Below are 24,967 nucleotides of genomic sequence, written 5' to 3' on the forward strand. Positions count from 1 at the left end.
TCTATCGGCCTTACAGACAGACCAAAGCTCTGCGACTCGACATCGGACGGCCGCATCCATTCACGTATACTTCCCGCAACCCAACTATGATCACCCGTCGCAGCTTTCTGGGTTATTCGCCCATTGCTCCACTTGCACTGCGTTCCATACTTCGCGCTGTGCCAGAAACATCTGCACCCCGGGTCTCCGCCCGCGCAATCGCCCTTCACAAGCGCACGTTCATCTTCGATGGTCACGTACATGCCCTCGACCGCGAGTTCTATCACGGCGGCAGTTTCGGAACGCAATCAACAGAAGGCCAATGGGATCTCGTTCGCGCAGCAGCAGGAGGAGAAGGCGCATTCTTCCTGTCCATCTTCGTCCCCGAGGAGTACTATCCTGGCCGCTTTGAAACCAGGCAAGCACTCCGTCGTATCGATCACGCTCTGCAGCAGATCGCGCTCAACCACAACAAGGTAGAACTCGCGCTGACCGCAGAGGACATTCGCCACATCTGTGCCCGGGGCAAGATGGCTGCCATCCTCGACATCGAAGGCAGCTACGATCTCGATGGCGACCCTGGGATTCTTCGTGATCTCTACAAGCTTGGTCTTCGCTCCGCGCAGCTTTCCGCCCACAATTGGAACCAGAACTATGCCGATGCCTGCTGCTCTTCACCACAATCAAACGGCCTGACCCAACGCGGTCGCGAGTTGATTCAGGAGATGAATCGCCTCGGGATGGTCATCAACATCTCTCATTCCAGCGATCAGACCATCTCGCAGGCGATCGACGCCAGCGATCACCCTGTCATCGCCACACACGGCGGCCTCCGCAGCGCGAACAATATTCCGAGGCTCATGTCCGATGATTTGCTGAAGAAGCTTGCCTCGAAGGGTGGAGTCTTTGGATTTCAGATCGGCGGCGAGTTCGCTTCCCGGCGTGTCGCCGAATATCTCATCGCCCAGCGCAATGGCAAGTCATTCACGGACACGACCAGCATCCCCGATCGCGTAAAAGGTAAAACGATTGAGCAGGTAGACATCTTGGTCGCACCTGGGTTTCCTATGGCTGGCCCACGCACACCAGACAACATCGCCATCTCCGCCGACGAATGGGTCGACGTAGTCGATAGGGCAATTCAGCTTGTAGGCGAAGACCATGTGTCTTTCGGGAGTGACTTCGACGGGGGACCGCCACTCCCTCGAGGAATGCGCGACGTCCGCGATCTACCTCTCATCACGGACGCCATGCTGCACCGTGGCTATTCAGAGGAGCGCATCGCCAAGTTCTGGGGTGGAAATCTGCTGCGAGTCTTCCGCCAGATTACGCAAACATGAACTCTGCCACTTCTATGTATTTCGATACTCGATTCAAGCCGAGACCGATACAGCCTTCGTCCTATCAACCTACCTGAACCGCATAGCCACGCTGATGAGCCAACAGGATCAACTAATCATGATGAAAACGATAGAAGTTGAAGATGCAGCAAGAGCAGCAGATTTATCTGCAATCGCCAGCGCAACGGAGTCGAGCACTCTCTTCACCCGGCGTGAAATGCTGGGACTTGTGGGTATGGCCGGTTTGACAGCTCTAACCTCTACCGCAGTCGGTGCTGTTCAGCAGACTCAGCAAAGACGGCCTCGTATTGCGTGTCTCGTCAGCTTCTGGGGTGCTCCAGGATCGCATGCAGACTGGATCATTGATAAGCTCATGGACGGTTACTGGTGGAAGGGCGCCCACACGCCATCGCAAGTGGACGTTGTGTCTGTTTACATCAATCAGCTTGACACTAGCCTGCTAGGCCAGAAGGTCTGCAAATCAAAAAATATTCCGATCTTCAAAACGGTAAGTGAGGCCGTCACACTTGGCGGCAAGGAACTTGCGGTAGATGGTGTTGTCATTGTGGCAGAACACGGGAACTATCCAACTAACATCAAAGGGCAGTGGATGTTGCCGCGCTGGTGGATCTATCAGCAGGTTATCCGGGTCTTCGAGCAGAGCAAGCGCTCGGTGCCGATCTTCAACGACAAGCATCTCTCCTACAGTTGGGACGAAGCTAGGTGGATGTACGACAAATCGCGTGAGCTGGGATTTCCTCTGACAGGGGGTTCTTCCATCCCGACCTACTTTCGTAAGCCCGAGATAGAACTCGCTATCGATACGCCCATCAAGAACTCAATCGTGGTTGGAGACACTGCAGACGAGGGAGCTCTTTTTCATTGTGTCGATGTACTTCAGGCATTTGTAGATCGTCGCAAGAACGGGGAGACAGGAATAAAGTCCGTGCAGTGCATCCGCGGAACTGAAACGTGGAAGTGGGTCGAACGTAATTCCTGGGCCAGCAATCTACTGGAAGCCGTGCGGACAAATTTTGCCCTGAAGCCGGGTTACTTCCAGGAAGGCCGGAGCCCAAACGTTTGTATCGTGGACTACAACGATGGGACTAAAGCAGCAGTACTCTCAGGCAGCGGTGTGGGGTGGACCTATGCCGGTGAGATCGCAGGGCAGAAAGATCCAACGATCGTCTCAATGCTTGGCTGGCCGGGCCCATTTTCGCAGTACCACGCCTCGAACGCCCACTCGCACTGGCTTATCGAGATGATGGTAAGCAAGAAGGAACCATTCAATGCGGAGCGACTGCTACTATCCACCGGAATCGTGTCTTACAACATGGATTCGTGCTGGGACAACGGGCTTTACTCTGAAGTCGGCCGCCGCATCGAGACTCCGTTTATGAACATGAAGTATCACTCAACGCATGGACCGCTTTTTGAAACGGGCCAGCGGCCGCCGAATACTCCCTACCTGCGCGGATTCGAGTCGTAGGCTCTGCGCTGAAGAAGCAATCGTGTTGAGGATCAGGCCTACGGCAAGCCGACTCAAGATAGAGTCACGCTCAGGCGCCCGGCTGGTTCGAGCTAAAGGCCGGGTCGGTACCAGGAATATGAACAGATGCACCCTTTTGACTGCTGCGCAGAAAGCGGCGGCTTAGCCAGGCACGAACTGGTTCGTCGTAAAGCTTGAGGCAGGCATACGCAATGATGACAGCGGTGAGCCAGAGCACAATGCCCCAACCGACCCGTTGCTCCAAGGTGCGAGGACCGCGTGCGACCCACGCTGTATAGATGTAGATCAGCGGATAATGCGTGATGTAGAGCGGGTAGGAGATATCTCCGAAAAAGCGGCAGAGCCGGTTCGAGATGGCTCCGGCGTCACGCTGCCCGGCACCGATCGCCACGATGATGGGGAAGACAACGATGATGCACACGGCTTCATAGAGGCCGTTCATCCAAAGATGTTCGGGGCCGCCGAAACGCGGAAGCGCAAAGCAGAGGGCGAGTAGAAGGCTGCACACCAGAAAACTCTGGCGCATGGGAATGCGCACCCCAGAACGCATGAGTAGCATTCCGGCAAGAAATGGAAAGAGCAGACGCGCAAAACCTATGTGGAGTTGCGCCACGTTAGTCGCCCAGCCGCCAATGACATCTCCCTCACCGGTCACCAGCAGGTGAACAAGGAAGATTGCGGAAAGCGTGGTAAGCAAGCCGAGCCACCGATTCGACAGCTTGCGCAGGCCCAGAGCGTAAAGGATGTTGGCGACATACTCGAAGAAGAGAGACCACGCAGGGCCGTCAAGCGGATGCATCTCATCCCATCCGCGAATGTCGAGCTGGTACGGCAACGGAAGCAGCGTGCAGCCAACCACCATAACGAGCAGCATCTTCCAGGCTGGCGTACCAGCTATAAGCGGGAACGCGGGGCCTCCCTGAAAGTAAAACAGCGCGGCGCCAATCAGGCTGCCCATAATCACCATCGGTTGCAGGCGAATGAGGCGGCGCTTGTAGAAATCCCATTGGCTCATCTTGAGCCATCGGTCGTCATACGCATAAGCCACGACGAAGCCGGAGAGCAGGAAGAAAAAGTCGACCGCCAGGTAGCCGTGGTTGATGATCTGCTTGAACCGGTTGCCATAATCGTTGGGTTCCAGGGTATGGAACGCAACGACGAGGAAGGCTGCAACGCCGCGCAGGCCGTCGAGGACCTCGAAGTGACTCTTGGTTGTGGAATCTTTGGACACGCCGGCTACGCTATGCATGAGGTCATAGCAACTATAGAGCCCCCAGGGCATGGTTGGCCAACGTTGCCCTTTTGTTACTGGATGCGTGCCGGTTCGAAGGAGTTCGCAATGGCAGCAAGCAATCGCAGCCAGGAATCCAGTCACAAACTATCTCGAAGATGAACGCGGCTTCCGCGCCTAGCAAACCACGTCTTCACCTTCGCACGCGTCCGAAACCTTCCTATTCAAAATTGAAAGGGCAACCTCAACCTGCCAATAGCAAGCCGCTTCCCCTCCCTCGACAAACCTGCCATCCTGAACAGGAGCCAATGACCCCGACCGCCATCGCCGCGCTTGCTCTCACCACTGCGGCGACCGCCGCCGGGGCCAGCACGTACGCCGCCCTCTCCGCCCGCTCCCAACTCTTCGGAAACATTCTCGTCGCCGGTTCCGACCCCAGCCAGCTAGCCCTCACCTACGACGACGGACCCAACCCCTCCGCCACCCCACACCTCTTGGAACTCCTCGCCCGCCATAACGTCTGCGCCACCTTCTTCCTCATCGGCCGCTTCGTTCGCAGCGAGCCGACCCTCGCCCGCGAGATAGCCGCTGCCGGACACGTCATCGGCAATCACACCATGACGCATCCATGGCTCGCCTGGCAGTCCGCTACCCGCATCCACGCCGAATTGGCCGGCTGTAACGCCGCACTCGAAGATACTCTCGGCGCTCCTATCCGCCTCTTCCGTCCCCCTCACGGAGCACGTCGCCCTGCTGTCCTCCGCATCGCCCGTGAACTTGGCCTCGCCTCGGTCAACTGGAACGTCATCGCCACCGATTGGGACCCTGTCGACGCCGCGACCATCCTCGCCCGCGTCGAGCAGGGAGTAGCCCGCAACGAGCGCCGCAACCGTGCCTCGAACATCCTCCTCCACGACGGAGGCGACCGCGGACTCAACCAGCCCCGCCTCCCAACGGTCGAAGCAACGCGCCTTCTCATCGAGAGCCGCCGCAGCCTTCCAACCACCTTCGTTACTCCCGAGGCCTGGCTCTAGTTTCCTGATCGAAATGAGTCACAGCAACATCGCATAGCTAGCCCGTGCGCCGTGGATTGCACAATTCATCATAAGGACGATACCGTGCGCGTAATACAGCCTAACGGGCCAACTCCTTCAATCCGGTAAAATGGGAGACCATCCAACAGCTGCGCTACCTCGTCGACAATCAGGCATGAATTAGGCTCAATCGATCTAAGAGCACCATAGCGGACGGCTCAGCCTGCGGAAGAAGGGCCAGCCACCGCCGGAAGCCAAAGGAGGCTTATGAGTACCGCAAGCGCAACGGCAGCCGCAGTCCTGCCACCCGAACCACTCTCGATGCGGGCCGTCCTCGGCTACCCCGCCATGCGCCGCCTCTGGTATGCGCAGATTGTCTCCGTATTCGGCGACTTTCTCGCTCTCTTCGCCGTCATCGGCATCCTCACCTTCAAGCTCCACGGAACGCCGCAGCAGATCACCGGGCTCCAGATCGCCTATCTCCTGCCCATCGCCATCCTCGGAATCATGGCAGGCGTCTTCGTCGATCGCTGGCCGCTCAAAATCACCATGGTCGCCAGCGACAGCATCCGCGCCGTTCTCGTCCTCTGCCTGCTCTTCGCGACGCAGTTGTGGCATTTTTACGTGATTCTCGCTGCAATCTCCGTCGTCTCCAGCTTCTTCGGTCCCGCGCAAGGTGTTGCGATACGGTCCGTCGTCCCGATTCACGGCCTCCGCTCCGCCAACGCGCTCATGCAGCAGGTTATGTTCGGCATGCGCATCGTCGGTCCCGCAACCGCGGCCTTTCTTGTAGCCTCCTTCGGCGCGGTAAGTTGTTACCTTATTGACGCCGCCAGCTTTCTCGGCTCCGCCCTGCTCATCGCGTCCGTAGCGCTCGCCAAGGTCGACGCGCTTCCCGCGCAGCCCGTCGAACACTCTGGCTTGAAGCGCATCGGTCTCGACATGCAGCAAGGCATCAGCTTCATCGTCCATCATGCCGCGCTGCTCTTTGTCATCCTCGCGCTGGGCGCGGGAATGTTCGTCCTCGGCTGCTTCGGTCCGCTCATCGCCGTCTACGTCCGCGATTCGCTCCACGCCTCGACTAAGGTCTTCGGCGTCACCTCTGCCATGATCGGCCTGGGAATGATGGTGGGCATTAACGCCCTCAACATATTGGCCAAGAACGTCAAGAACACCGTTCTCGTCTACGCTGGCCTCAGTGGAATCGCCGCCGGTCTCCTCCTGCTTACCGCACTCACGCAGATCTGGTCGACGATCCTCGGCAACCTCATCATCGGCTTTGCCGTAGCCGCAATCATCATCCCTGCCCAGACGCTGATCCAGCAGGAAACCCCGCACGCCCTCATGGGACGCGTCGGCTCAACCGTCATGTCCGTCATCATGTCCGCCCAGATCACCGGCTTGATCCTGAGCGGCTTACTCGCCAACCACATGGGCGTCCGCCACGTCTTCGCCATCTGCGCCGTCCTGCTGGTCATCCTCACAGTTGCCGGTCGCCTCTTCATGGAACCAAAGGAACAAGCCGTCAGCGCTTAGCTGCCTGCGCCTGGTTTACCCAACCAGCGCTCCCCGCGCCGCCGCCAGCGTCATCTCCACCTCAGCCGCTCCATGCTGCATGCCGACAAACGCCGCCTCATACTGACTCGGCGGCAGCCACACACCAGCATCCAGCATCGCCCGATGAAACTTCGCAAACGCCGCCGTATCCGAAGTAGCCGCGTCGCCAAAGTTCTCGACCGATCGATCCGTAAAGAACCAGGTGAACATCGACCCGACCCGATTCATCACCATCGGGACGCCGAGTTCCTGAGCAATCGCCAGAACGCCGTCTGCAATCGCCGCAGTCGTAGCCTCAAGCTCCGCATAGATCGAGGGATGTTCCAACAGATAGCCGACCGTCGCGATCCCCGCAGCCATCGCCAGTGGATTGCCGCTCAACGTTCCAGCCTGATACACCGGCCCCAGGGGAGCGAGGAACTCCATCACGTCGGCCCGTCCGCCGAATGCACCGCACGGTAAACCGCCGCCGATAATCTTGCCCAGCGTCGTCAGGTCGGGCGTCACGCTGTAAAGCTCCTGCGCTCCACCAAGCGACAGCCGAAAGCCCGTCATCACCTCATCCAGAATGAGCAGTGCGCCATGATTCGTGCAAAGTTCGCGTAAGCCCTGCAGATAACCCGCGCCCGGAACAATCGTTCCCGCATTCCCCACAACCGGCTCAACGATCACGCAGGCAATGTCGCCCGGATGACCGTCAAACGCCGCCGCAACCGCAGCTAGATCGTTATAGGGCAGCGCCAGCGTGTGCATCGCCGTCTCTGCTGGAACACCAGCCGAACCCGGAATGCCGAAGGTCGCAACGCCGCTTCCAGCCTTCACCAGCATCGCGTCCGAATGTCCGTGATAACAACCCTCGAACTTAATCACGAAGTTTCGCCCGGTAAACCCGCGCGCCAGCCGCACCGCCGACATGCAGGCTTCCGTGCCAGAGCTGACAAATCGAAGCCGCTCGATCGACGGAAAGCACCGCGTGACCAACTCCGCCAGGTCAGCCTCGGCCGCAGTCGAAGCTCCGAAGCTTGTTCCCCTACCAGCCGCCTCGCGCACCGCCTCGACCACCGAAGCAAAGGCATGGCCGAGAATCATCGGCCCCCACGAGCCAAAGAAATCGAGATACTTGTTACCATCCGCGTCCCAGAGATAAGCGCCCTCCGCATGCGTCACAAACGGCGGATCGCCGCCCACGGCACGGAACGCCCGCACAGGCGAATCAACGCCTCCAGGAAGAAAGGATTCGGCACGTTGCTGCAACTGGCGGGAGCGAGTCAGAATACGAGACATCGTCAAAGTATAAGGAGTCTGCAAAGCTAATACAGCTTGCGGCTCTCGATAAAGGTCGCCGCCGTGCCGTCCGCAGGATTGACGAAGATCACATCCGCCGGATCCCGCCGCGGCGTATCGACCGCCACGACCACAAACGGTCCTTCCAGCACCTCTGGCATCCCATGAACGGTACCGCGCTTGAAGAAGATCATCTGTCCAACCCCAACCTCGAATGGCGCTCCGTCTCCTAGAAAAAACATTGCCCGTCCCGAGAGCACGACGAGATATTCGTCGCAGGTCGCATGATAGTGAGCCGGGGCGGGCCGATAGACGCGAAAGACTCGTGAGCTCGCCTCAGGCTCATCCGTCAGCCGCGTATCGAGCAGCATCGTCTCAGCATGCTCTGGAAACTGTGCGGCGATCTCGCGGAGTTGGAACACGCCGCTCTCACTCGAACGATCAGGGTTCATTCTCTGAATATAGCGCCGCCTACAGATCTTCCGCAGATTCAGCACTCCTCAGCCTCGATCAACGTGTCCGATAACGAAGCAATGACGAGCCGGTACCGCACTTCAAAAATATGACACCGGTTCGATCCCCACACAGACCCAACGTTCCCGCATACTAGGGGTGTAGATCTCTTCCTTGCATGACTGTTGACGACGCTGCTCTGATTCACACACTGCCACTGATAGACTGAAACTCTTCCCACGCGATGGAGCACACTCTTGTCTGACGAACGACCTTTTACATCCGTCTCGCCTAATCCGACCGGGGACACCCAGAAGAACACCACCAGCAAGGTTGCTGGCCCCGTCACTGCTGCGAAGAAAAAACCCTCCATCAGCTACGCCGACGCCGGCGTGGACATCACCAGTGGCGACCGAGCGAAGCAGCGCATCAAGATGCTCGCCCGCAAAACCTTTAATAAAAACGTTTTGTCCGAGATCGGCGGCTTCGGCGGTCTCTTTGCCCTCGACCTCGCCAAATACCCCGATCCCGTCCTCGTCTCCTCGGCCGACGGCGTCGGCACCAAGCTCAAGGTCGCCTTCGAACTGGGCATCCATCACACCGTAGGCGCGGACCTCGTCAACCACTGCGTCAACGACATCGCCGTTCAGGGGGCGACACCTCTCTTCTTTCTCGACTACCTCGCTACGGGCGCGCTCGAGGGCAATGTCGTCGAGACCGTCGTGCAGGGAATCAGCGAGGCCTGCCGTGCCAACGGCTGCGCCCTCGTCGGCGGCGAGACCGCCCAGATGCCCGGCTTCTACAACGCCGGCGAGTATGACTTGGCCGGCTTCATCGTCGGTGCCGTCAGCCGCGACAAGATCATCACCGGCAGCAATATCCAGATCGGCGACGTTCTCCTCGGCCTGCCATCGAACGGCCTGCACACCAATGGCTATTCACTCGCCCGCAAGCTCCTCTTCGATGTCGCAAAGTACACGCCCGACCAGTACATCAACGAGCTGAAGGACAAGACCGGCGCGGCCCTCATGCGTACCCACCGCAGCTATCTCGGCGTCATCAAGAAGCTCACCGGAGCCGACGTCGTCAGCGGCATGGCTCACATCACCGGCGGCGGCATCACCGAGAACCTGCCGCGCATTCTGCCCAAAGGCATGGCCGCTCAGATCGATCTTGCCTCGTGGACGGTTCCGCCCCTCTTCGAACACCTTCAGCAACTGGGCAACGTCGCTCGGGACGAGATGCTGCGCACCTTCAACATGGGCATCGGCCTCATCGCCGTCATCCCCGCCGAGAAGGTCAAGAAGGTGAAAGCAATCCTCAACCGAGCCAACGAGCGCCACTCCATCATCGGTCGCATCACCCGCGGAGACCGCAAGGTCAGCTACACCTAGAAACCTGCTTTGGATCCTCAACCACCTGCGAGAGACGCGTGTGGGACTTTGCTAAGCAGCGTCGTCCCCTAAAATAGAGCAGAGGGAATCCTTCATGAAGCGTATCGGCATTCTCCTCTCCGGCAGAGGCTCGAACTTCCTTGCCATCGCCGAAGCCATTCGCCTCCAGCGTCTTCGCGGAGCCGAGATCGCCGTCGTCCTCTCCAATAAGGAAGACGCGCCCGGCCTCGCAGCCGCCCGCAAGCTCGGCATCCCAGCGTTCGCCATTCCATCCGCCGGCAGGAAACGCGCTCAACATGACACCGAGATGATTGCGCGCCTTCGCCAGCATCGCGTCGACCTTGTCTGCCTCGCTGGCTATATGCGCATCATCTCGCCAGCCTTTGTCGAGGCGTTCCCGGAGCGCATACTCAACGTCCACCCATCGCTGCTACCCGCGTTTCCCGGTCTCGACGCACAGAAGCAGGCGCTTGAATTTGGCGTGCAGGTAGCAGGATGCACGGTCCACTTTGTCGATGAAGCCGTCGATCACGGCGTGATCATTCTGCAGCGCGGAGTTCCAGTGAATGACGACGACAACCCCGACACTCTAGCCGCCCGCATCCTCGAGCAGGAGCATCAGGCCTACCCGGAGGCAATCGGCCGCGTGCTCAGCGGCGAGTTCTGCATCCGAAATCGACGCTATACCCGCCTCGACTGCTAGTCGCCTAAAATGCCCCGCCCGGCTGCATCGGAATCACCTTCAACAGCGCTCCCAGCACAAACAGCAGCACCATGTAGAACACCATCGTCCGCGTGCTTGGCTGCTCCGGCACATCCTTCGTGAAGAGCCGGTAGGCCATGCCCGCCGCGACCAGTAAGAACACCTTCTGGTCTGTAAGCGCATAGAAGACGATGCAGGCCGCCAGCAGTAATCCTCGCTGCAAACGGCTCAACGCGTGGGCCGCCTGTCCGCCGTCGAGCATCCATACCGGGATCAGGTTGATCAGGTTCAGCCACGCTCCCGCATGGGCCAGCGCCGCAAAGACCGGCATCTTCGTATAGAGATAAATCCCCATACATCCAGCCGCTGCCAGCAGCCCAAACAGCGGACCGGCGAGCGCGATCTCCGCCCGCGTGTCGACCGAAATATCGAAGCCCTGCCACCGCACGTACGCCCCGAAACCCGGCAGAAACACCGGCAGATCCGCCTTCAAACCATTCTTCTTCACGGCGAAGACATGGCCCATCTCATGGATCAGAATCTGTATAGCGAAGCCCGCACCGAACCAGGGCCCGAACAGGGTCCAGTACACCCCAAGAAAAAGCGCGAAACTCAGCAGGAACTTCAGCTTCAGCAGGATGAAGAAGAACGTCTTCAGCTTCGCCAGCACCAGCAATCCGGGCGCGAGCGGGCCCAATCTCTTCCGCCAGTCCACCTTCTGCTTCGGCTGATCTTGCTCCGCGATCTTCTCCATCTGCGTAGCCTGACCGTCAAGCTCCAGCACATGCTGCCGAATCCAATCCGCCTGCGTCGATCCACGCGGCAGCAGCGGCAGCGCAGACCGCCAGAGCTCACGCGCGTCGTCCCGACGACCACCTCGCTCAAGCTCCAGCGCACTCTTCGAAATAGCGTCGAGCCGCTCGCGATGAACGAGCGTCTGGCAACGCGGGCAAGCCAGGTCGCCGGCCCGCAGATCCGCCTGGCACACCGGGCAGACCCGCGAAGAAGCAGCAATCACCAAAGGTTGAGAGAGGCTCATGCGCTAGACCACCACTCCGCCGGGAACGTGATGCGGCCCTGTGATCGCGTACTCCGACCCGGCCATAAGCGTCCATGCGGCCCTGATCCCGATAAAGAGAATAAACAAGCCGATAATCCCACCGACCCCATCCTGCAACTCAAGAAACGGCGACAGCAGACCATACTTCACGGCAAAACCCGCAAACCGTTGATCAAACACAAGGTGCCCCGCAGGGTTCCTCTTCTGCACCGCATGCAGGATCACAATCAAGCTTGCGAACGACACAGAGAGATAGGTAAGCACCGCCGCGCCGATCTGGTACTTCCTCCCGCCGCGACCTTCGGAGCCCCACCGCATACCCTTGCCCACCAGCCAGCCCACAGCCAGCGCCACATACCCGATCGTCCATCCTGTACCGATCTCGACGCCCGCATAGAGTGCGCTTCCAACAATAGCAGCCCCAAGCCCCACCACGATCGCTTTCACAAACGCAGGTCCACCACCCTCAGCCGGCGACGTGACGGCAATGTTCGCGCAAGGTTCGCAGACTGCCTCACCATTCAACCGGAAGAATCGATCCGTAAATGTCTGCTGGCATCGCACGCAGCGCTCCCCGGGGGCACCGGAAGCAGACCCATAGTCGGCCTTCTCAAAGCTCGGCAGATTCGTTCCCATAACCTCTTGATCCTCTACGCCTGCTGCCCGCGCGAGGAACGAACTGTATCCTTCGCGTCGCCCAGCTTTACCTTGATGTCCATCTTCTTCTTGCCGCGGAAGACAGTCAGCGTCACCACATCATCAGCCCGGTGCGCGTTCATCGCCGCCGATAGATCCTGCCCGCTCGCGATATCCTGTCCGTCCATTGCCACAATCAGGTCACCGCCCAACATCACCGGCATATTTCCCTGGTACATCTTTTGCGTTCCACCCTTCAGCCCCGCCTTCTCGGCAGCGCCACCCGGTAGAACCCGATCGATCAGAAGACCGTAGTCAGCAGGCAGCCCAATCTGCTCCGCGATATCTGGCGTAATCGGCAAGGTGACGATATCGAGCGAAGGCCGCCGCACCCGGCCATACTTCGCGAAGTCATCCAGCACCGCCTTCGCCGTGTTGATCGGAATCGCAAACCCGATCCCCGACGACTGATCCGCACCGTTCGAAGCGATCAGCGTTGTAATCCCGATCACCTCGCCCCGCGAATTGAGCAGCGGACCGCCCGAGTTTCCCGGATTGACTGAAGCATCCGTCTGGATCGCATCCTCGATCGGATTGCCCTCCGGTCCGCGAATCGATCGGATCGCCGAAATAATGCCCCGTGTCATCGTGCCCGAAAGCCCAAAGGGATTACCGATCGCATACACCCTCTGCCCTACAACCAGCCCGGCAGATTCGGCGAGCGTCGCCGGTGTCAGGTTCGGCACGTCGTTGATCTTGATCAGCGCGAGGTCATGCCCCTTGTCCACCGTTAGAACTGTCGCCTTATATTTGTGCTTATCCGACAGCGTCACCTCAACCCGTTGCGCGTTGTCGATCACGTGGTTGTTCGTGAGGATCAGACCCTCTTTATTAAGCACGAAACCCGAACCCTGCCCCTGCTGTGGAACCGGCCCGTTGAAGAAGTCAAACGCCATCGCGGTCGAGGTAATGTTCACCACGGACGGCAGCGCCTTCTTATAAACAGCGATATTCTGCTGCTCCTCCGTGTCGAACGCCGGAGCCGCCGAAGCAGTCGTCAACTCCAGGGGACCGGTAATAGCACCCGTCGCCCCCTCCGTCGCAGCGGCCAGCGGAGCAACCGTGTGATGTACCCACTGCGAGAGCGCGCCCGACGTTTGCACATGGGTCGTCACATAGTAAAAGCCGGAGAGCAGCAGCAGGACCAGCAACACAGGACGCAGCTTCATAGTTGAGACACTCACTTCTAATATTGAGCGGAAAGTAGCCGCTCGTGCTCTCTATTGTAGTCAGGAACCGGCTATCGTGGCCTTGACGAGCTCGCTCCAGACCTGTCGTACCTGTGCCTCCAGCGCCGCCAGATCGCCGTCATTTCTCAGCACGAAGTCACACTGCGGAGCCTTCACCTCATCGGTAATCTGGAGCGCAAGCCTGCGCTGCGCCTCGGCCTCGAACGCCTGTTTCGTCTCGGCAGAGGCCCCTGCTCGCTCCACAAACCGCACGACCTTCAGCGAGTCAGGAGCTGTCACCAGCACCAGCCGATCGAACCGCTCCCTCCACCCGGACGGCCCACCATACTTCGTCTCAAAGAGCAGCGCCGACTCAATCACGACAACGGAGTTGGCGGCCAAACCACGCATCAACTCCTCCTGCCGCGCGATCACCGCAGGATGAACGATCGCATTCAGCGCCTCCACGCCGCCCTCCGCGAACGCTGCACGGGCCAGTGCCGGTCTATCCAGACGGCCATCAGCCATCACAAAGGCGCTACCAAAGCGCTCCACAATCGCCCGATAGACAGCCTGACCCGGCTGCATCAGCTCTCGTCCAATCGCGTCCGACTGCAGCACCACCGCGCCACACTCGCCGAACATCTGCGCAGCCGTTGACTTCCCCGACCCCAATCCTCCGGTGAGCCCAACTCGCAGCATCGTTCTAGCCCACCATCGCGGCAACGAGCGGGCCAGTCTCCAACCCGCGCCGCAGCTTCGCAGCCATCACCGTGTTTGCCATCAGCATGGCAATCGTCAACGCGCCGACACCACCCGGAACCGGGGTATACGCCCCAGAGATCGCAAAGGCCGATGGGTGAAAGTCCCCCACAACAACCGAACCGCGCTTCGCGAAGGTAGCCGCCCGCGCAGCATCGCCTGGAAACAGCTCTTCAACGCGCGCAGCATCCGTGATCCGATTGATGCCTACATCGATCAGCGTAGCGCCCGGCTTCACCATGTCGGCCGTAATAAAGCCAGGCTGCCCAATCGCAACCACAAGCAGGTCCGCCTCCCTCGTGTAGCGGGGCAGGTTCTTCGTCAGATGGTGACAGACCGTTACCGTTGCCGAGGTATTCAGCAGCATCACCGCCGTAGGCTTGCCCACGATGTCCGACCGGCCAACCACAACAGCGTTCTTTCCAACAACTGAAATCTCGCTTCGCCTCAGGATCTGCATGATCCCCGCCGGCGTACACGGAGCCAATCCCGGCTGTCCACTCAGCAGGCGACCCGCATTAAGTGGGTGAAACCCGTCCACATCCTTATTCGGCATCACCGCCTCGAGCAGACGTCGCGTATCGACATGCTTCGGCAAGGGCAGCTGGATCAAAATGCCATCAATATCGTCGCGAGCGTTCAATCCCTCAACCAGCGACAGCATCTGCTCCGTCGTGATCGTCTCCGGAGGCGTCAGCATCTCGCTGTAAATACCAAGCTCGCCGCAGGTCTTCACCTTGCTCCGCACATAAATCTCGGAAGCGGGGACGTGGCCCACCAGGATGACCGCCAACCCGGGAATAATCCCCTGGGCCGCCAACTCCCTAACCTCTACCCCAACCTCTGCCTTGATCTCCGCAGCGATCAAAATTCCATCGAGAATCTTTGGACCTACACTCATACCCCCTATCGTACCGTGGAGACATTGAGAGCATTTGACTACACTGGCTATATGAGTGTTCGCGACTTCACCCAGGACGATCTCCACTGGCTCGCGTGCCCCCTGTGCCACGGATCACTGCATTTGGACCTGCTCGCTGCAGTTGTCCAGTGCGAGACATGTCGTTGTACGTACCGTGTGAAAGACCGCATTCCGGTATTAATCCTTAGCGCGTAAAGCAAGCGCAGGCACTCCCGCGTTGTTACTATAGTTACTCTAGTAACCAGATTAAGGTGACTATTAGGCATTTTGGTTGTGACTTTTGTCGCGCACTGTGTTCCAATTGGGGACAGTCGAGTTAGCCCTACAAATAAACTTGACTTTGTTGATCACTAAAGACGGGAAAGAAGAATTTTCGCTCTTGCAAGAAATTTTTTCTAGAAGCGAATCCAAACATCCCGTCCTCTCGTAACAGTGTTAGAACGTTACGGAAGACCTGCTACTCGAGCTTCATAACAGGTTCAAATCGATCGCACTTACCCTTAGGCGGATCTCAATGAGTCAACAGCTGAAGATTGAAAAGTTCGCCGCTACTGATCTCACCGACTTGCGCAGGGAACTTCAGCAGTCCGGCCTCGATTCCTGGCAGGCTGCCGAACTTGTAAGCGCTTTCCTTTCAGGCCGTGGCTATGGCGTCGCAAGTGATGAACTCCGCACCGCCACAACGCGTATCGACTGTTTTACCTGTTCCATTCAGCGCATTCAGGAAGAACTCGAAAAAGTCGCTCTGTTCATGTAGCTGAATATTGCATCACTGCTGCCCTGGCAAGCCCTCCCCTATGTCTGGTCCCCCAATAAACCGCACTGTTCCGCTGTAGAAGCGACCGAATGACCCCTCATCCGGTCGCTCGCTCCCGCTCTGGCTGTAGCTTTTCATGGCGATGCTGCATCCTTATGAATATGAGCATCATCCGGGCCGCCATCGTCGCCCCTCGCAACTTCTCCTCCATCGTTAGACTCACGACGCTCCTCCTTGTCGCCTCGACACTTGCTGCCCAATCGCCCGCCAGCAATCAGAGCCTGCCCGCCGCTGATAAGTCCGTGCTCCCCACTGCCTCCTCTCGCGCAGAGACGGACACCACCGGCCAGCGCGGAGCCACCTTCAATTCCATGGCTCCTTCCGTACCTCCCGCTCCGCCTGCGGGACGGCCAAGCATTGGCCTGGCTCTCGGCGGTGGGGGCGCTCTCGCCATGTCCGAGATAGGCGTCCTTCAATGGTTCGAAGAGCACCATATTCCAGTCGACATGATCGCCGGGACCAGCATGGGCTGCATGGTCAGCACCCTATACGCCTCCGGCAAGACCATCGACCAGCTCAAAGCGGTCATGAACGACGACGTCTTCAGCTCCGTCTTCTCCCTCGGCACCTCCTACAAGGCGCTCAACTATCGCCGCCGCGAAGATAATCGCGCCCTCCCCAACGCCATCACCGTCGGACTCAAGCATGGCGTCTCCTTCCGCAACAGCGTTCTCATCGATCAGGGTCTCAACGCCTTCCTCGACCGCCAGTTCCTGCCCTACAACGACCGCACCGACTTCAACACTCTCCCGATCCCGCTTCGCTGCAAGTCCACCGATCTTACCGCCGCAAAGTCCGTCACTTTCACACGCGGATCGCTTCCCGATGCCGTACGGGCCAGCGTCTCCATACCCGGGATCTATCGCCCGTACGCGATCGGCAATCACGAATTCGTCGACGGAGCCGTCCTCGAAAACCTCCCCACGCAGACGATCATCGGGATGAAGGCCGACGTCGTCCTCGCCATCAGCCTGCCGCTCTCCCCCGTAGGTGCAGGGGACCTCAACTCAATCCTCGGCGTACTCCAGCGCAGCTTCTCGGTCGCCATTGAGGCCAATGAGGAACAATCCCGCAAGCTAGCCGCCGTCGTCATTGAGCCGGACGTCAAGGGCTTCACCGCAACCGATTACCTCAAGACACCCGGCCTCTCTGAGCGCGGCTATCAGGCTGCCGAGGCGCATAAAGCCGAGCTTCTGAAATACGCAGTGGACGATCAGCAATGGGCCGCCTACCTCGCCCAGCGGGCCTCGCGCCTCCCCGGACCTCCCGGAACCGTCCTCCATGTCCATATCAAGTCTCCCAACCAGCAGGTCACCCGTGCCGTGCAGAAGTCCTTTCTTCCCATCGTCAACAAGCCGGTCGACGCGAAATCTATCGAAGCCCTCCTCGACCAGGTGCGCAGCGACGGTCGATACGACGCCGATTACACCGTGGGTTACGAAACCACGCCAGACACCGGGCAGGCCGAAGCCGTCACCAACCGGCCCGTCGTTACGGTCACCATCGAAGACAAGAAGACCGGACCACCCTTCCTCGAGGTCGGCGCCAACGTTGAAGCTCAGACCGGCGGCGTCACCCGCGCTACCCTCGAAGCCACCCTCGTCGATCAGGACCTTGGCGGCTATGGCTCCGAGCTCCGCGCTCACTTCGCGATCGGCTTTCTCACCGACCTTACCGGCGAGTACTACCGCCACATCACCTCGCTCGGCAAGACCCAGGGCGGCCTCTTCATCGCTCCCCAGGCCGTCCTCCACCGCGAGCCCTTCTATATCTACCAGGATCAGCACCGCATCTCCGAGCGGCAGTTGCAGCACGCCGGCGGTGGCGTCGATATCGGCTGGAGCGACCAGCGCATCCAGGAACTTCGCGTCGGCTGGCAGGGAGGCCAGGAGCGCTGGCAGACCGAGACCGGCTCCGACAATCTTGCACCCGCCAACCTTATCGGCACCATGCAACGCGCCCGCGTCCGCTACACCTTCGACAATCAGGACCGCGCCCTCGTTCCGCAGTTCGGCTTCCGCTTCACCACGGAGGCGGGCTACCTTTACAACTCGGTCGCCAGCCCCAACACCCCGCAGTTCACCACCCGCATCAGCTACTCCCACCAGATCGCCACCAATATCTTCGTGATGGCAGCCGAGGGCGGCACCATGCTGAACCGGAACGTCGCCCAGCCCTTCCGCTTCACGCTCGGCGGTCCGCTGCGCCTCACCGCCAGCGCCATCGACGAGTTTCGCGGCACCGACTACTTCCTCGTCGAACCCGCCTTCCTTCGACGCGTAGCCAAGCTTCCTTCACCGCTCGGCCAAAGCATCTATCTCGGAGCCGCTTACGAGGCTGGCCAGATGCGCTCTCCCGACGCCCGCACCATCACCCGCCAGGACGTCTACTTCGGCATCGTCGCTGAAACGCCTCTCGGCCTCATCACCATAGCCCCCGCCATCGGCGACGACGGCCACCGCAAGTTCGTCTTCACCCTCGGCAAGCTCTTCTAAGCGCGCAAGCTCGTCGTCTTTGCCTCGCCCATACCGCCGCGAAATGAGCGACAATCGCAGCACTATGTCCGAATCCAGACCACCATTTCCGCCCTTCACCCTTGAAACTGCCACCCAGAAAGTTCGCGGAGCCGAAGACGGCTGGAACTCCCGCGACCCCCGGAAGGTCTCCCTCGCCTACTCCGAGGACAGCCGCTGGCGCAATCGCCACGAGTTCGTCACCGGTCGCGAGCAGATCGTCGCCTTCCTCACTCGCAAATGGGCTGGCGAACTCGAATACCGCCTCATCAAGGAGCTCTGGGCCTTCACCGGCAACCGCATCGCCGTCCGCTTCGCCTACGAGTCCCACGACGCAGCCGGCCAGTGGCACCGCTCCTACGGTAATGAGAACTGGGAGTTCAACGAGGCGGGCCTGATGACCTACCGCCACGCCAGCATCAATGACCTCGCCATCGCCGAAACCGACCGCCTCTTCCACTGGCCCCAGGGCCGTCGCCCTGACGATCACCCTTCCCTCAGCGATCTCGCCCTCTAAAGCTCATTGGGCGGAATCACCAGAGCCTCGGCGTACTTCGCGATGTCCATGTCCATCGCTCCCGGCTTATACGTCGCCATCCCCGATAGACGCAGCCTCACCGTATTCGAAAGAACGGCGTTTGCCGGGATGGTGCGGTGCTTCGGCAGTCCCCAGGGAATCAATCTCCATTCATCATGTGCTGTGCTCAACGGCAAAAAGGGCTTTGGTGCAAGCGACGCCTCCACCGCCTTATCGTCAAAGACAAGCCCACACGCCCTCGCGTTATCGATCATCCAGCGAAGCGTGATGTTCGAAAGTCCACAGTCCGAGTAGCTGCCACCCACATCGCAGTGAACCCCCGGAAACCAGACCTGCGTCAACTGCGCATCGTTCGCCCGGGGACTCCCATCCGGATTCGTCCATAGCGTCGGCAGAAACGACGCGCGCCGCTCATCGATGGAGATCGCGTGATAAGCATTCTGGACGCATTTGCTCAACGTAGTGTCGAGAAAGCCGTACTTTGCCTGGTCGAAGTTGCCGAAGAGATGCCCTGGAACCCCGAGCGCTCCTACCGTATCCCACACCCCAACCATCCGAACGTCGACATCGGTAAGGCCATACTCCGCAACGAGGGGTTCCTTGGCTGCTTTTCTTTGATCATGGTCGCTGATCCGGTAGACATCGAAGATGCGCTTGACCATTCGGTTGTCGAGGTTTTTGGTAGGCACGCCAAAGAGAGCAATCATACCCGCAAGACTTCGCGCGGTGTACGCTCCCCGGCTGAACCCGAAGATGAAGATCTCATCCCCCGGGTCCCAGACATACGAAAGAAACGCGTACCCGTCTTGAACCTTCTCAAAGAGTCCTTCGCCCATCGTTCCGCCGAAAAAGTGTTCAAAGGCAGACCCGTCCGTACCCACGCCACTGTCGTAATACTTCAATTGAGACGCATCTTCGTTCAGCATCAGGTAGAGCTTCCGAACATTGGTATCGTTCGGCACGGCGAGCGGCCCATGTGGTGTATTCCACGTTCCATCGGCACACAATATGATCTTCTTGCTCATAGTCTCCTCGTACGGCTTGCATCTTCGGTTTTGCGACGATCCCTTGTAGGTCACGAAAACCCAAATTGCAATTAAATTCAGGGAGAACCAAATGCGCTTCAAGGGTCGCCCAAGTCTATAGGGAGACTCGCCACGCCGCTCATCGCCTCAACCAGAACCTCGCGATTAAGCCGCTGGTGCGAGTCATTGCCGAACAAAGCCTACGGCTTCAAACCTTAGGCAGCCATCAGGATCGCTCGTCCCAGCGCGCCCGTAAGCCCATCTTGCGCATCGAGAGCCGCATTCCGAACCGGGCCCGCAAGCCCGCGAAGATGGTCCGCGAAGTTCCACGCGAGATCGCGAGCCTGGCACATATTCCAGTACGCGAGCACACGACCAGCCTTCCCGGTGTCCTCCGCCAGAACACCCAGCGTATCAACTGCCAGCATCGTCAACGCCGCAGGCATCACCAGGTTCAACAGCGTATTCACGGATTCGTAGTCCGCGTACTCCGCGCTCGTCAGCGAAGGCACAATACCCATCTCGGCATCCGTAACCAGCAACGCAAGCGCAAGGTCATGGTTGATATGCGCGTTCATCCCTGCCAGCGCGAACTGAACGCGATCAATCCCCACCACGAAGCGTGCCTCGAACAGGGCCTTCCACGAAGAAGCAACGGTACCGCCCACGAGGTAGTCCGCGACAGCCGTAAAGTAAAGGTTCGCAAAGGTCACATCTAGTTGCGTAAGCCACACGGGACTCTTCCAGCCGCCACCCGGAGGTTGCAGATCAACCTGTTGCGTCACCATCAAGTAGAGTCGGTTGAACCACTTCAGCCCATCGCCATTCGCCAGCAGGTCGTCGATCGCCTGCATCTTCGCAATTACCTCGGCGATGGTCGCGGGCTTCTGCTCAGTCAGCACCGTGTAGAGCGCCAGCTCATCAGCGGAAAGGGTGGCTGTGGACATGTTGCCTCCTGACGTACTGGAAGAGCTCGGCCCTAGCTGTCTTTGCGGTAGAGCAGATTCTTCATCGCGTCCCTGCGAGCCTCATTCGCTTCACTCGCGGACTTGCGCTCTTCGGCATCCATCTTGCCTTTGCCTACGGCCTCGCTCGCCTCAGGCGAACTGCACTCCGGACAGCGATTGGCGAATCCCGGCTTATCCGGCTTCAGTTCGAACTCTTCAGAGCAAACGACGCAAACTTTGATCGGGAAAGACATACCCCATCATCTTAAACCGAGTTCGCCATTTGGCATAGCTGGCAGCTCTCGCACGCGCCGTGCGCCCAGGCAAATTGCAGTCGCGATGAAACGCCAATCGCCCCACCTTCACCATCCTTCCCGTAAGACCAGCGACAGCTCGCCTGCTATACGGGCAGCTCTCATTCGTAACCTCATGGAGGCCTTTGTGGCGAATCACCCAGCAAGAACAGAATCACCTGCCGTCGCCGAGTTGGCACGCGCCCTGCGAGGCGTTATCCCGGAGCTCGGCGGGAACGCCATCGGCACCGTCCGGGACGATGCCTCGCGGCACACCGCCGGTCTCGCGATCGACATCATGCTCAACAGCAAGGATCCCTACCAGAAGGGCATCGCCGACGACATCATCAGCGCCTTGATCGATATGCAAAGCAAGATCCGCTGGCACGACATCCTCTATACAGACTGGCCGGACACCACACCCGGGGTGCCCTTTCACTTCCATATTCCCGGCGGTGGCGGAGGCTACGGCGGTCATCTCCTCCAGAAGAATCCCAACCACAACGTAGCCCTTGGCCGCGCCCACGAGAACCATATTCATGTGGACTGGGTCGACTTCTCGCTGCGCATCCCCGGAGACAGCAAGTTCGTCTACGACTGGCCGTCCGATGCACGCACCATGGGCTTTGCTGACGGAATCCAGAGCCGCCTGATGCTAAGCTCGCGAACCTGACCGAATCTCGACGTCACTTACCTTCCCCAGTCAATCGACATCCGGGAATCGCCCTCGCCCCACACAGTGATTCCCGGCCTCGTTTGGTCCTGAACCGGGCGGCGAATGCCATAATCAAAATCATGCCGTCCCTCTGGACCCCTACCGCCTGGACCGAACGCCTCGCCGAACTCGAAGCCCGCTCCCCCGAACTCAAGGAAGCCCCCCTCCGTCGTGATGTCCGTTCCCTCGGCATGCTCCTGGGAGAGGTCCTTCGCGAGCAGGCCGGCGAGCCGCTCTACGACGCCGTGGAAGCTCTTCGCCGCATCGCCATCGCTCGCCGCGAAGCCGACGCCGCGAACGACACTGCCGCAGCCCGCAGCCATCTCCAGCAAGCTCTCTTCAGCGTTCACGCCCACGCCGAAGACGCCACACAGGCCTATCAGCTCGCCCGCGCCTTCAGCTTCTACTTCGAGCTGATCAACCTCGCCGAGACCAATCACCGCAAGCGTCGACGTCTCGCCGGTTCGCTCGATCAGCAGGCGAAGAACGTCCAGCGCGGCAGCCTTCGCGGAGCCCTGCGCCAGCTCAAGCTCGCGGGCATCGACGCCCCGGAGGCCCGCGCGCTTCTCGGCAAGGTCTGCATCTCGCCCGTGTTCACCGCGCACCCCACCGAGGTCGCCCGCCGCAGCGTCATGTTCAAGCGCCGCCGCATCTCCGACCTGCTCGAACAGCTCGACCGCATCCCCGTTCCCGCCACCGACCTCGAAGCCCTCGAGCGCGACCTCACCGCCGAGATCACCGCCCTCTGGCAGACCGACGACGTCCGCTCCGAGCGCCCCACCGTGCGCGACGAGATCCGCATGGCGCTCGACTACTACGAGTCCTCCCTCTTCGATACCCTGCCCGTCCTCTACGCCGAAGTAGCGCTCGCCCTCGCAGCCGAATACCCCGAAGCAGGCAAGCCCTGCCTCGCCGACCTTCCCCAGCTCGTCTCCTTCGGCTCATGGATCGGCGGTGACCGCGACGGCAATCCCTTCGTCACACCCGAAGCCACCCGTGAAGCTCTCGCGATGGCGCACGCCCTGCTCCTCAACCACTATCGCCGGCGCCTCCAGAACATCTTCGAGCAGCTCGGCAGCTCCACCCAGCAAGTCCCCATCACCCCCGAGCTGCGCGCCCTCCTCGACCAATATCTAGACCAGATGCGCGCCGCCGGCCAGCCCGCACTGGAGCAGCGCTTCCCGCACGAGCTCCTCCGTCTCCTCATCGCCTGTATCATGATGCGGCTCGGCGCCACACCGCAGTCGACCGTGCCACTCCCGGCAAGGCCTGCGCTCGCACCCTACACCCGCGCCGCCGACCTTCTCAGCGACCTTACCGTCCTCCGCAAATCCCTGATCGCCAACCGGGGCCGACGCCTCACCGAACTCCTCATCGACCCGCTTCTCCTCGAGGTCCGCACCTACGGCCTGCACCTCCAGACCCTCGACATCCGCCAGCATGCCAAGGTGCACGCCGCTGCCATCACCGAACTCGACGCCTTTCATCCCCAACAGAACAGCCTGGAACTCCCCCCCGCTCTCACCCCCCAGACCACTGAACTCCTCGACACCTTCCGCACCATCGCCGACCTCAAGCGCTCCAGCGCGCCCGAGTCCATCCGGCAGTACGTCATCAGCGGTGCCACTTCGGCCGAGGACATCCTCAACGTGCTCTGGCTCGCTCGCCTCGGCAGCGTCAAAGTCGAAGCCGAGGGAGACGACCCCGGCCTTCAGCCCGTACCCCTCTTCGAGTCCATCGAAGACCTCCAGAACGCTTCCGCCATCATGCGCGAACTCTGGTCGAGCGAAGCCTACCAGCCACTCCTCGCCTCGTGGAACCACCGCCAGGAGGTCATGCTCGGCTACTCCGACTCCAATAAAGACGGCGGCATGATCACCAGCACCTGGGAGATCTATCAGGCCCACCGCGCCCTCTACGACGTGGCGCGGGACTGCGGCGTCACCCTCCGTCTCTTCCACGGTCGCGGCGGTACCGTAGGCCGGGGCGGCGGGCCCACCCACCGCGCCATCTTCGCCCAGCCCATGGATTCCTTCTCCGGCGAGTTCCGCATCACCGAGCAGGGCGAGGTCCTCAACTGGAAGTACTCCGACGTCATCCTCGCCGAGCGCAACCTTGAACTCATGATCGCCGCCTCCCTCGACGCCCTCGCAAGGCCGGACGCTCTCCTCCAGAAGGGTGCGGCCATTCCCCACCTCACAGGCGAGATCCTCCCTCCCTGGGAGGCTGCCATGAATCAGCTCTCGGCAACCTCCTACACCTTCTACCGCGCCGAGATCCTCGATAACCCCGAAACCTTCACCTACTTCGAGCAGGCCACGCCCGTCGCCGAGCTCGAACACGCCCGCATCGGCTCCCGCCCCGCGCGCCGCGCCAGTAAGGACGCCAAACGCTCCTTCGCCGGCCTCCGCGCCATCCCCTGGGTCTTCGGCTGGATGCAGTCCCGTCAGCTTGTTCCCGCCTGGTTCGGCGTAGGCCACGCCATCGAGCTCTTCCTCAACGCCGATCCGGCCAACCTCGCACTCCTCCAGACCATGGCCCGCGACTTCCCTCTCTTCATCGACATCATCCGCAACGTCGAGATGGCGCTCGCCAAGGCCGACTTCGGCATCGCCCGCCTCTACGCCTCACTCGTAGAAGATGAGCAGCTTCGCGACCGAGTCTTCAACACTCTCGAAACCGAGTTCAAGCTGACGCTCCGCATGATCCTCGCCGTCACCGGCCAGACCGCGCTGCTCGAAAAAAACCCCGTCCTCGAGCAATCCATCCGCCTCCGCAATCCCTACGTCGACCCACTCTCCCTCATTCAGGTCGAACTAATCCGCCGCAAGCGTGCCGCCGAAGAGACCGGCGCAGACGCCACCGAACTCAACCGCGCCATCACAGCCACCATTAACGGCATCAGCGCCGGCCTCCGCAACACGGGCTGATGAAAACTGCACATCAGGCGCACTACTTGTCTTTCCTCACAGAGCAGGATCGGCTACAGTCGCACTCATGTTCCTCATGGTCCTTGTCGAACTCA

Annotated in this window: 23 protein-coding genes; 12 read left to right on the forward strand and 11 right to left on the reverse strand. The window is 60.1% G+C overall.

The annotated features are described in order from the left end of the window. Positions 1-86: 86 nt before the first annotated feature. Positions 87-1,319 (forward strand): dipeptidase, encoded by a 1,233-nt coding sequence (locus tag OHL20_RS06970; protein ID WP_263382477.1) that lies wholly within the window; start codon positions 87-89, stop codon positions 1,317-1,319. A gap of 118 nt (positions 1,320-1,437) precedes the next feature. Continuing rightward, positions 1,438-2,808 (forward strand): hypothetical protein, encoded by a 1,371-nt coding sequence (locus tag OHL20_RS06975; RefSeq protein WP_263382478.1) that lies wholly within the window; start codon positions 1,438-1,440, stop codon positions 2,806-2,808. A gap of 70 nt (positions 2,809-2,878) precedes the next feature. Here the strand turns inward: OHL20_RS06975 and OHL20_RS06980 are convergent, their stop codons facing one another. After that, positions 2,879-4,060, reverse strand: a complete 1,182-nt coding sequence (locus OHL20_RS06980; RefSeq protein WP_263382479.1) for an acyltransferase family protein — start codon at positions 4,058-4,060, stop codon at positions 2,879-2,881. 308 nt (positions 4,061-4,368) lie between these two features. Between OHL20_RS06980 and OHL20_RS06985 the strand changes: the two genes are divergently transcribed. Both OHL20_RS06985 and OHL20_RS06990 read left to right on the forward strand, forming a co-directional pair. Then, positions 4,369-5,094, forward strand: coding sequence for a polysaccharide deacetylase family protein (locus tag OHL20_RS06985; protein WP_263382480.1), 726 nt, complete (start codon positions 4,369-4,371; stop codon positions 5,092-5,094). Between the two features lie 267 nt (positions 5,095-5,361). Continuing rightward, positions 5,362-6,630 carry an MFS transporter gene (locus OHL20_RS06990; protein ID WP_263382481.1) on the forward strand — a complete coding sequence of 423 codons (1,269 nt, stop codon included), beginning with the start codon at positions 5,362-5,364 and terminating at the stop codon, positions 6,628-6,630. Between the two features lie 15 nt (positions 6,631-6,645). On the opposite strand, the gene hemL is transcribed toward OHL20_RS06990, so the two are convergent. Both hemL and OHL20_RS07000 read right to left on the reverse strand, forming a co-directional pair. Then, a complete protein-coding gene (gene hemL, locus OHL20_RS06995) occupies positions 6,646-7,935 on the reverse strand; it encodes a glutamate-1-semialdehyde 2,1-aminomutase (RefSeq protein WP_263384963.1) in 1,290 nt (429 codons plus the stop codon). 26 nt (positions 7,936-7,961) lie between these two features. Continuing rightward, on the reverse strand, positions 7,962-8,387 hold the full coding sequence (locus OHL20_RS07000) for a cupin domain-containing protein (RefSeq protein ID WP_263382482.1): 426 nt from the start codon (positions 8,385-8,387) through the stop codon (positions 7,962-7,964). 372 nt (positions 8,388-8,759) lie between these two features. Here OHL20_RS07000 and purM point away from each other — a divergent pair, with 372 nt between their 5' ends. Beyond that, positions 8,760-9,782 carry a phosphoribosylformylglycinamidine cyclo-ligase gene (gene purM / locus OHL20_RS07005; protein WP_263384964.1) on the forward strand — a complete coding sequence of 341 codons (1,023 nt, stop codon included), beginning with the start codon at positions 8,760-8,762 and terminating at the stop codon, positions 9,780-9,782. A gap of 94 nt (positions 9,783-9,876) precedes the next feature. Further along, positions 9,877-10,485, forward strand: a complete 609-nt coding sequence (gene purN, locus OHL20_RS07010; protein WP_263382483.1) for a phosphoribosylglycinamide formyltransferase — start codon at positions 9,877-9,879, stop codon at positions 10,483-10,485. Between the two features lie 4 nt (positions 10,486-10,489). Here purN and OHL20_RS07015 read toward each other — a convergent pair whose 3' ends face one another. From OHL20_RS07015 to OHL20_RS07035, 5 genes are read right to left on the reverse strand one after another with little or no spacing between them, the layout of a single operon-like run. Then, positions 10,490-11,524, reverse strand: coding sequence for a site-2 protease family protein (locus OHL20_RS07015; protein ID WP_263382484.1), 1,035 nt, complete (start codon positions 11,522-11,524; stop codon positions 10,490-10,492). Positions 11,525-11,527: 3 nt separating this feature from the next. Beyond that, the gene (locus OHL20_RS07020; RefSeq protein WP_263382485.1) at positions 11,528-12,181 is read right to left on the reverse strand and encodes a hypothetical protein; all 654 of its coding nucleotides are present in this window, start codon (positions 12,179-12,181) and stop codon (positions 11,528-11,530) included. A 14-nt stretch (positions 12,182-12,195) separates the two neighbouring features. After that, positions 12,196-13,410, reverse strand: a complete 1,215-nt coding sequence (locus tag OHL20_RS07025) for a S1C family serine protease (RefSeq protein ID WP_263382486.1) — start codon at positions 13,408-13,410, stop codon at positions 12,196-12,198. Positions 13,411-13,470: 60 nt separating this feature from the next. After that, positions 13,471-14,112 carry a dephospho-CoA kinase gene (gene coaE / locus OHL20_RS07030; RefSeq protein WP_263382487.1) on the reverse strand — a complete coding sequence of 214 codons (642 nt, stop codon included), beginning with the start codon at positions 14,110-14,112 and terminating at the stop codon, positions 13,471-13,473. A gap of 4 nt (positions 14,113-14,116) precedes the next feature. Continuing rightward, positions 14,117-15,073, reverse strand: coding sequence for a bifunctional 5,10-methylenetetrahydrofolate dehydrogenase/5,10-methenyltetrahydrofolate cyclohydrolase (locus OHL20_RS07035; protein WP_263382488.1), 957 nt, complete (start codon positions 15,071-15,073; stop codon positions 14,117-14,119). 51 nt (positions 15,074-15,124) lie between these two features. Between OHL20_RS07035 and OHL20_RS25190 the strand changes: the two genes are divergently transcribed. The 4 genes from OHL20_RS25190 to OHL20_RS07050 all read left to right on the forward strand — a co-directional run bounded on the left by OHL20_RS25190 (position 15,125) and on the right by OHL20_RS07050 (position 18,941). Then, on the forward strand, positions 15,125-15,289 hold the full coding sequence (locus OHL20_RS25190) for a Trm112 family protein (protein ID WP_396272543.1): 165 nt from the start codon (positions 15,125-15,127) through the stop codon (positions 15,287-15,289). A 319-nt stretch (positions 15,290-15,608) separates the two neighbouring features. Beyond that, positions 15,609-15,851 carry a hypothetical protein gene (locus OHL20_RS07040; RefSeq protein WP_263382489.1) on the forward strand — a complete coding sequence of 81 codons (243 nt, stop codon included), beginning with the start codon at positions 15,609-15,611 and terminating at the stop codon, positions 15,849-15,851. An 89-nt stretch (positions 15,852-15,940) separates the two neighbouring features. Further along, positions 15,941-18,406, forward strand: coding sequence for a patatin-like phospholipase family protein (locus OHL20_RS07045; protein WP_263382490.1), 2,466 nt, complete (start codon positions 15,941-15,943; stop codon positions 18,404-18,406). Positions 18,407-18,470: 64 nt separating this feature from the next. Further along, complete coding sequence (locus tag OHL20_RS07050) at positions 18,471-18,941, forward strand: nuclear transport factor 2 family protein (RefSeq protein ID WP_263382491.1); 471 nt, start codon at positions 18,471-18,473, stop codon at positions 18,939-18,941. On the opposite strand, the gene OHL20_RS07055 is transcribed toward OHL20_RS07050, so the two are convergent. From OHL20_RS07055 to OHL20_RS07065, 3 genes are all read right to left on the reverse strand, one after another. Next, entirely contained in the window at positions 18,938-19,987 is a 1,050-nt protein-coding gene (locus OHL20_RS07055) for a DUF2235 domain-containing protein (RefSeq protein WP_263382492.1), read from the reverse strand. The genes OHL20_RS07050 and OHL20_RS07055 overlap by 4 nt on opposite strands. Before the next feature lie 215 nt (positions 19,988-20,202). Further along, entirely contained in the window at positions 20,203-20,934 is a 732-nt protein-coding gene (locus OHL20_RS07060; protein WP_263382493.1) for a DUF5995 family protein, read from the reverse strand. A gap of 32 nt (positions 20,935-20,966) precedes the next feature. Then, the gene (locus tag OHL20_RS07065; protein ID WP_263382494.1) at positions 20,967-21,188 is read right to left on the reverse strand and encodes a hypothetical protein; all 222 of its coding nucleotides are present in this window, start codon (positions 21,186-21,188) and stop codon (positions 20,967-20,969) included. Between the two features lie 85 nt (positions 21,189-21,273). Here OHL20_RS07065 and OHL20_RS07070 point away from each other — a divergent pair, with 85 nt between their 5' ends. Both OHL20_RS07070 and ppc read left to right on the forward strand, forming a co-directional pair. Further along, complete coding sequence (locus OHL20_RS07070) at positions 21,274-21,900, forward strand: hypothetical protein (protein WP_263382495.1); 627 nt, start codon at positions 21,274-21,276, stop codon at positions 21,898-21,900. Positions 21,901-22,022: 122 nt separating this feature from the next. Next, positions 22,023-24,872: a phosphoenolpyruvate carboxylase gene (gene ppc, locus OHL20_RS07075; protein ID WP_263382496.1), complete on the forward strand. Its 2,850-nt coding sequence runs from the start codon at positions 22,023-22,025 to the stop codon at positions 24,870-24,872. Positions 24,873-24,967 lie beyond the last annotated feature (95 nt).

The sequence above is a fragment of the Granulicella arctica genome (assembly GCF_025685605.1).
GTDB lineage: Bacteria > Acidobacteriota > Terriglobia > Terriglobales > Acidobacteriaceae > Edaphobacter > Edaphobacter arcticus.

Coding starts and splice junctions, on each gene's coding strand:
- OHL20_RS07020 (WP_263382485.1), bottom strand. CDS start 12,181: ATGGGAACGAATCTGCCGAGCTTTGAGAAGGCCGACTATGGGTCTGCT.
- OHL20_RS07050 (WP_263382491.1), top strand. CDS start 18,471: ATGTCCGAATCCAGACCACCATTTCCGCCCTTCACCCTTGAAACTGCC.
- OHL20_RS06985 (WP_263382480.1), top strand. CDS start 4,369: ATGACCCCGACCGCCATCGCCGCGCTTGCTCTCACCACTGCGGCGACC.
- hemL (WP_263384963.1), bottom strand. CDS start 7,935: ATGTCTCGTATTCTGACTCGCTCCCGCCAGTTGCAGCAACGTGCCGAA.
- OHL20_RS07045 (WP_263382490.1), top strand. CDS start 15,941: ATGACCCCTCATCCGGTCGCTCGCTCCCGCTCTGGCTGTAGCTTTTCA.
- OHL20_RS07055 (WP_263382492.1), bottom strand. CDS start 19,987: ATGAGCAAGAAGATCATATTGTGTGCCGATGGAACGTGGAATACACCA.
- OHL20_RS07070 (WP_263382495.1), top strand. CDS start 21,274: ATGAAACGCCAATCGCCCCACCTTCACCATCCTTCCCGTAAGACCAGC.
- ppc (WP_263382496.1), top strand. CDS start 22,023: ATGCCGTCCCTCTGGACCCCTACCGCCTGGACCGAACGCCTCGCCGAA.
- coaE (WP_263382487.1), bottom strand. CDS start 14,112: ATGCTGCGAGTTGGGCTCACCGGAGGATTGGGGTCGGGGAAGTCAACG.
- OHL20_RS06975 (WP_263382478.1), top strand. CDS start 1,438: ATGATGAAAACGATAGAAGTTGAAGATGCAGCAAGAGCAGCAGATTTA.
- OHL20_RS06990 (WP_263382481.1), top strand. CDS start 5,362: ATGAGTACCGCAAGCGCAACGGCAGCCGCAGTCCTGCCACCCGAACCA.
- purN (WP_263382483.1), top strand. CDS start 9,877: ATGAAGCGTATCGGCATTCTCCTCTCCGGCAGAGGCTCGAACTTCCTT.
- OHL20_RS07035 (WP_263382488.1), bottom strand. CDS start 15,073: ATGAGTGTAGGTCCAAAGATTCTCGATGGAATTTTGATCGCTGCGGAG.
- OHL20_RS06970 (WP_263382477.1), top strand. CDS start 87: ATGATCACCCGTCGCAGCTTTCTGGGTTATTCGCCCATTGCTCCACTT.
- OHL20_RS07065 (WP_263382494.1), bottom strand. CDS start 21,188: ATGTCTTTCCCGATCAAAGTTTGCGTCGTTTGCTCTGAAGAGTTCGAA.
- OHL20_RS07015 (WP_263382484.1), bottom strand. CDS start 11,524: ATGAGCCTCTCTCAACCTTTGGTGATTGCTGCTTCTTCGCGGGTCTGC.
- OHL20_RS07025 (WP_263382486.1), bottom strand. CDS start 13,410: ATGAAGCTGCGTCCTGTGTTGCTGGTCCTGCTGCTGCTCTCCGGCTTT.
- OHL20_RS07000 (WP_263382482.1), bottom strand. CDS start 8,387: ATGAACCCTGATCGTTCGAGTGAGAGCGGCGTGTTCCAACTCCGCGAG.
- OHL20_RS07040 (WP_263382489.1), top strand. CDS start 15,609: ATGAGTCAACAGCTGAAGATTGAAAAGTTCGCCGCTACTGATCTCACC.
- OHL20_RS25190 (WP_396272543.1), top strand. CDS start 15,125: ATGAGTGTTCGCGACTTCACCCAGGACGATCTCCACTGGCTCGCGTGC.
- OHL20_RS07060 (WP_263382493.1), bottom strand. CDS start 20,934: ATGTCCACAGCCACCCTTTCCGCTGATGAGCTGGCGCTCTACACGGTG.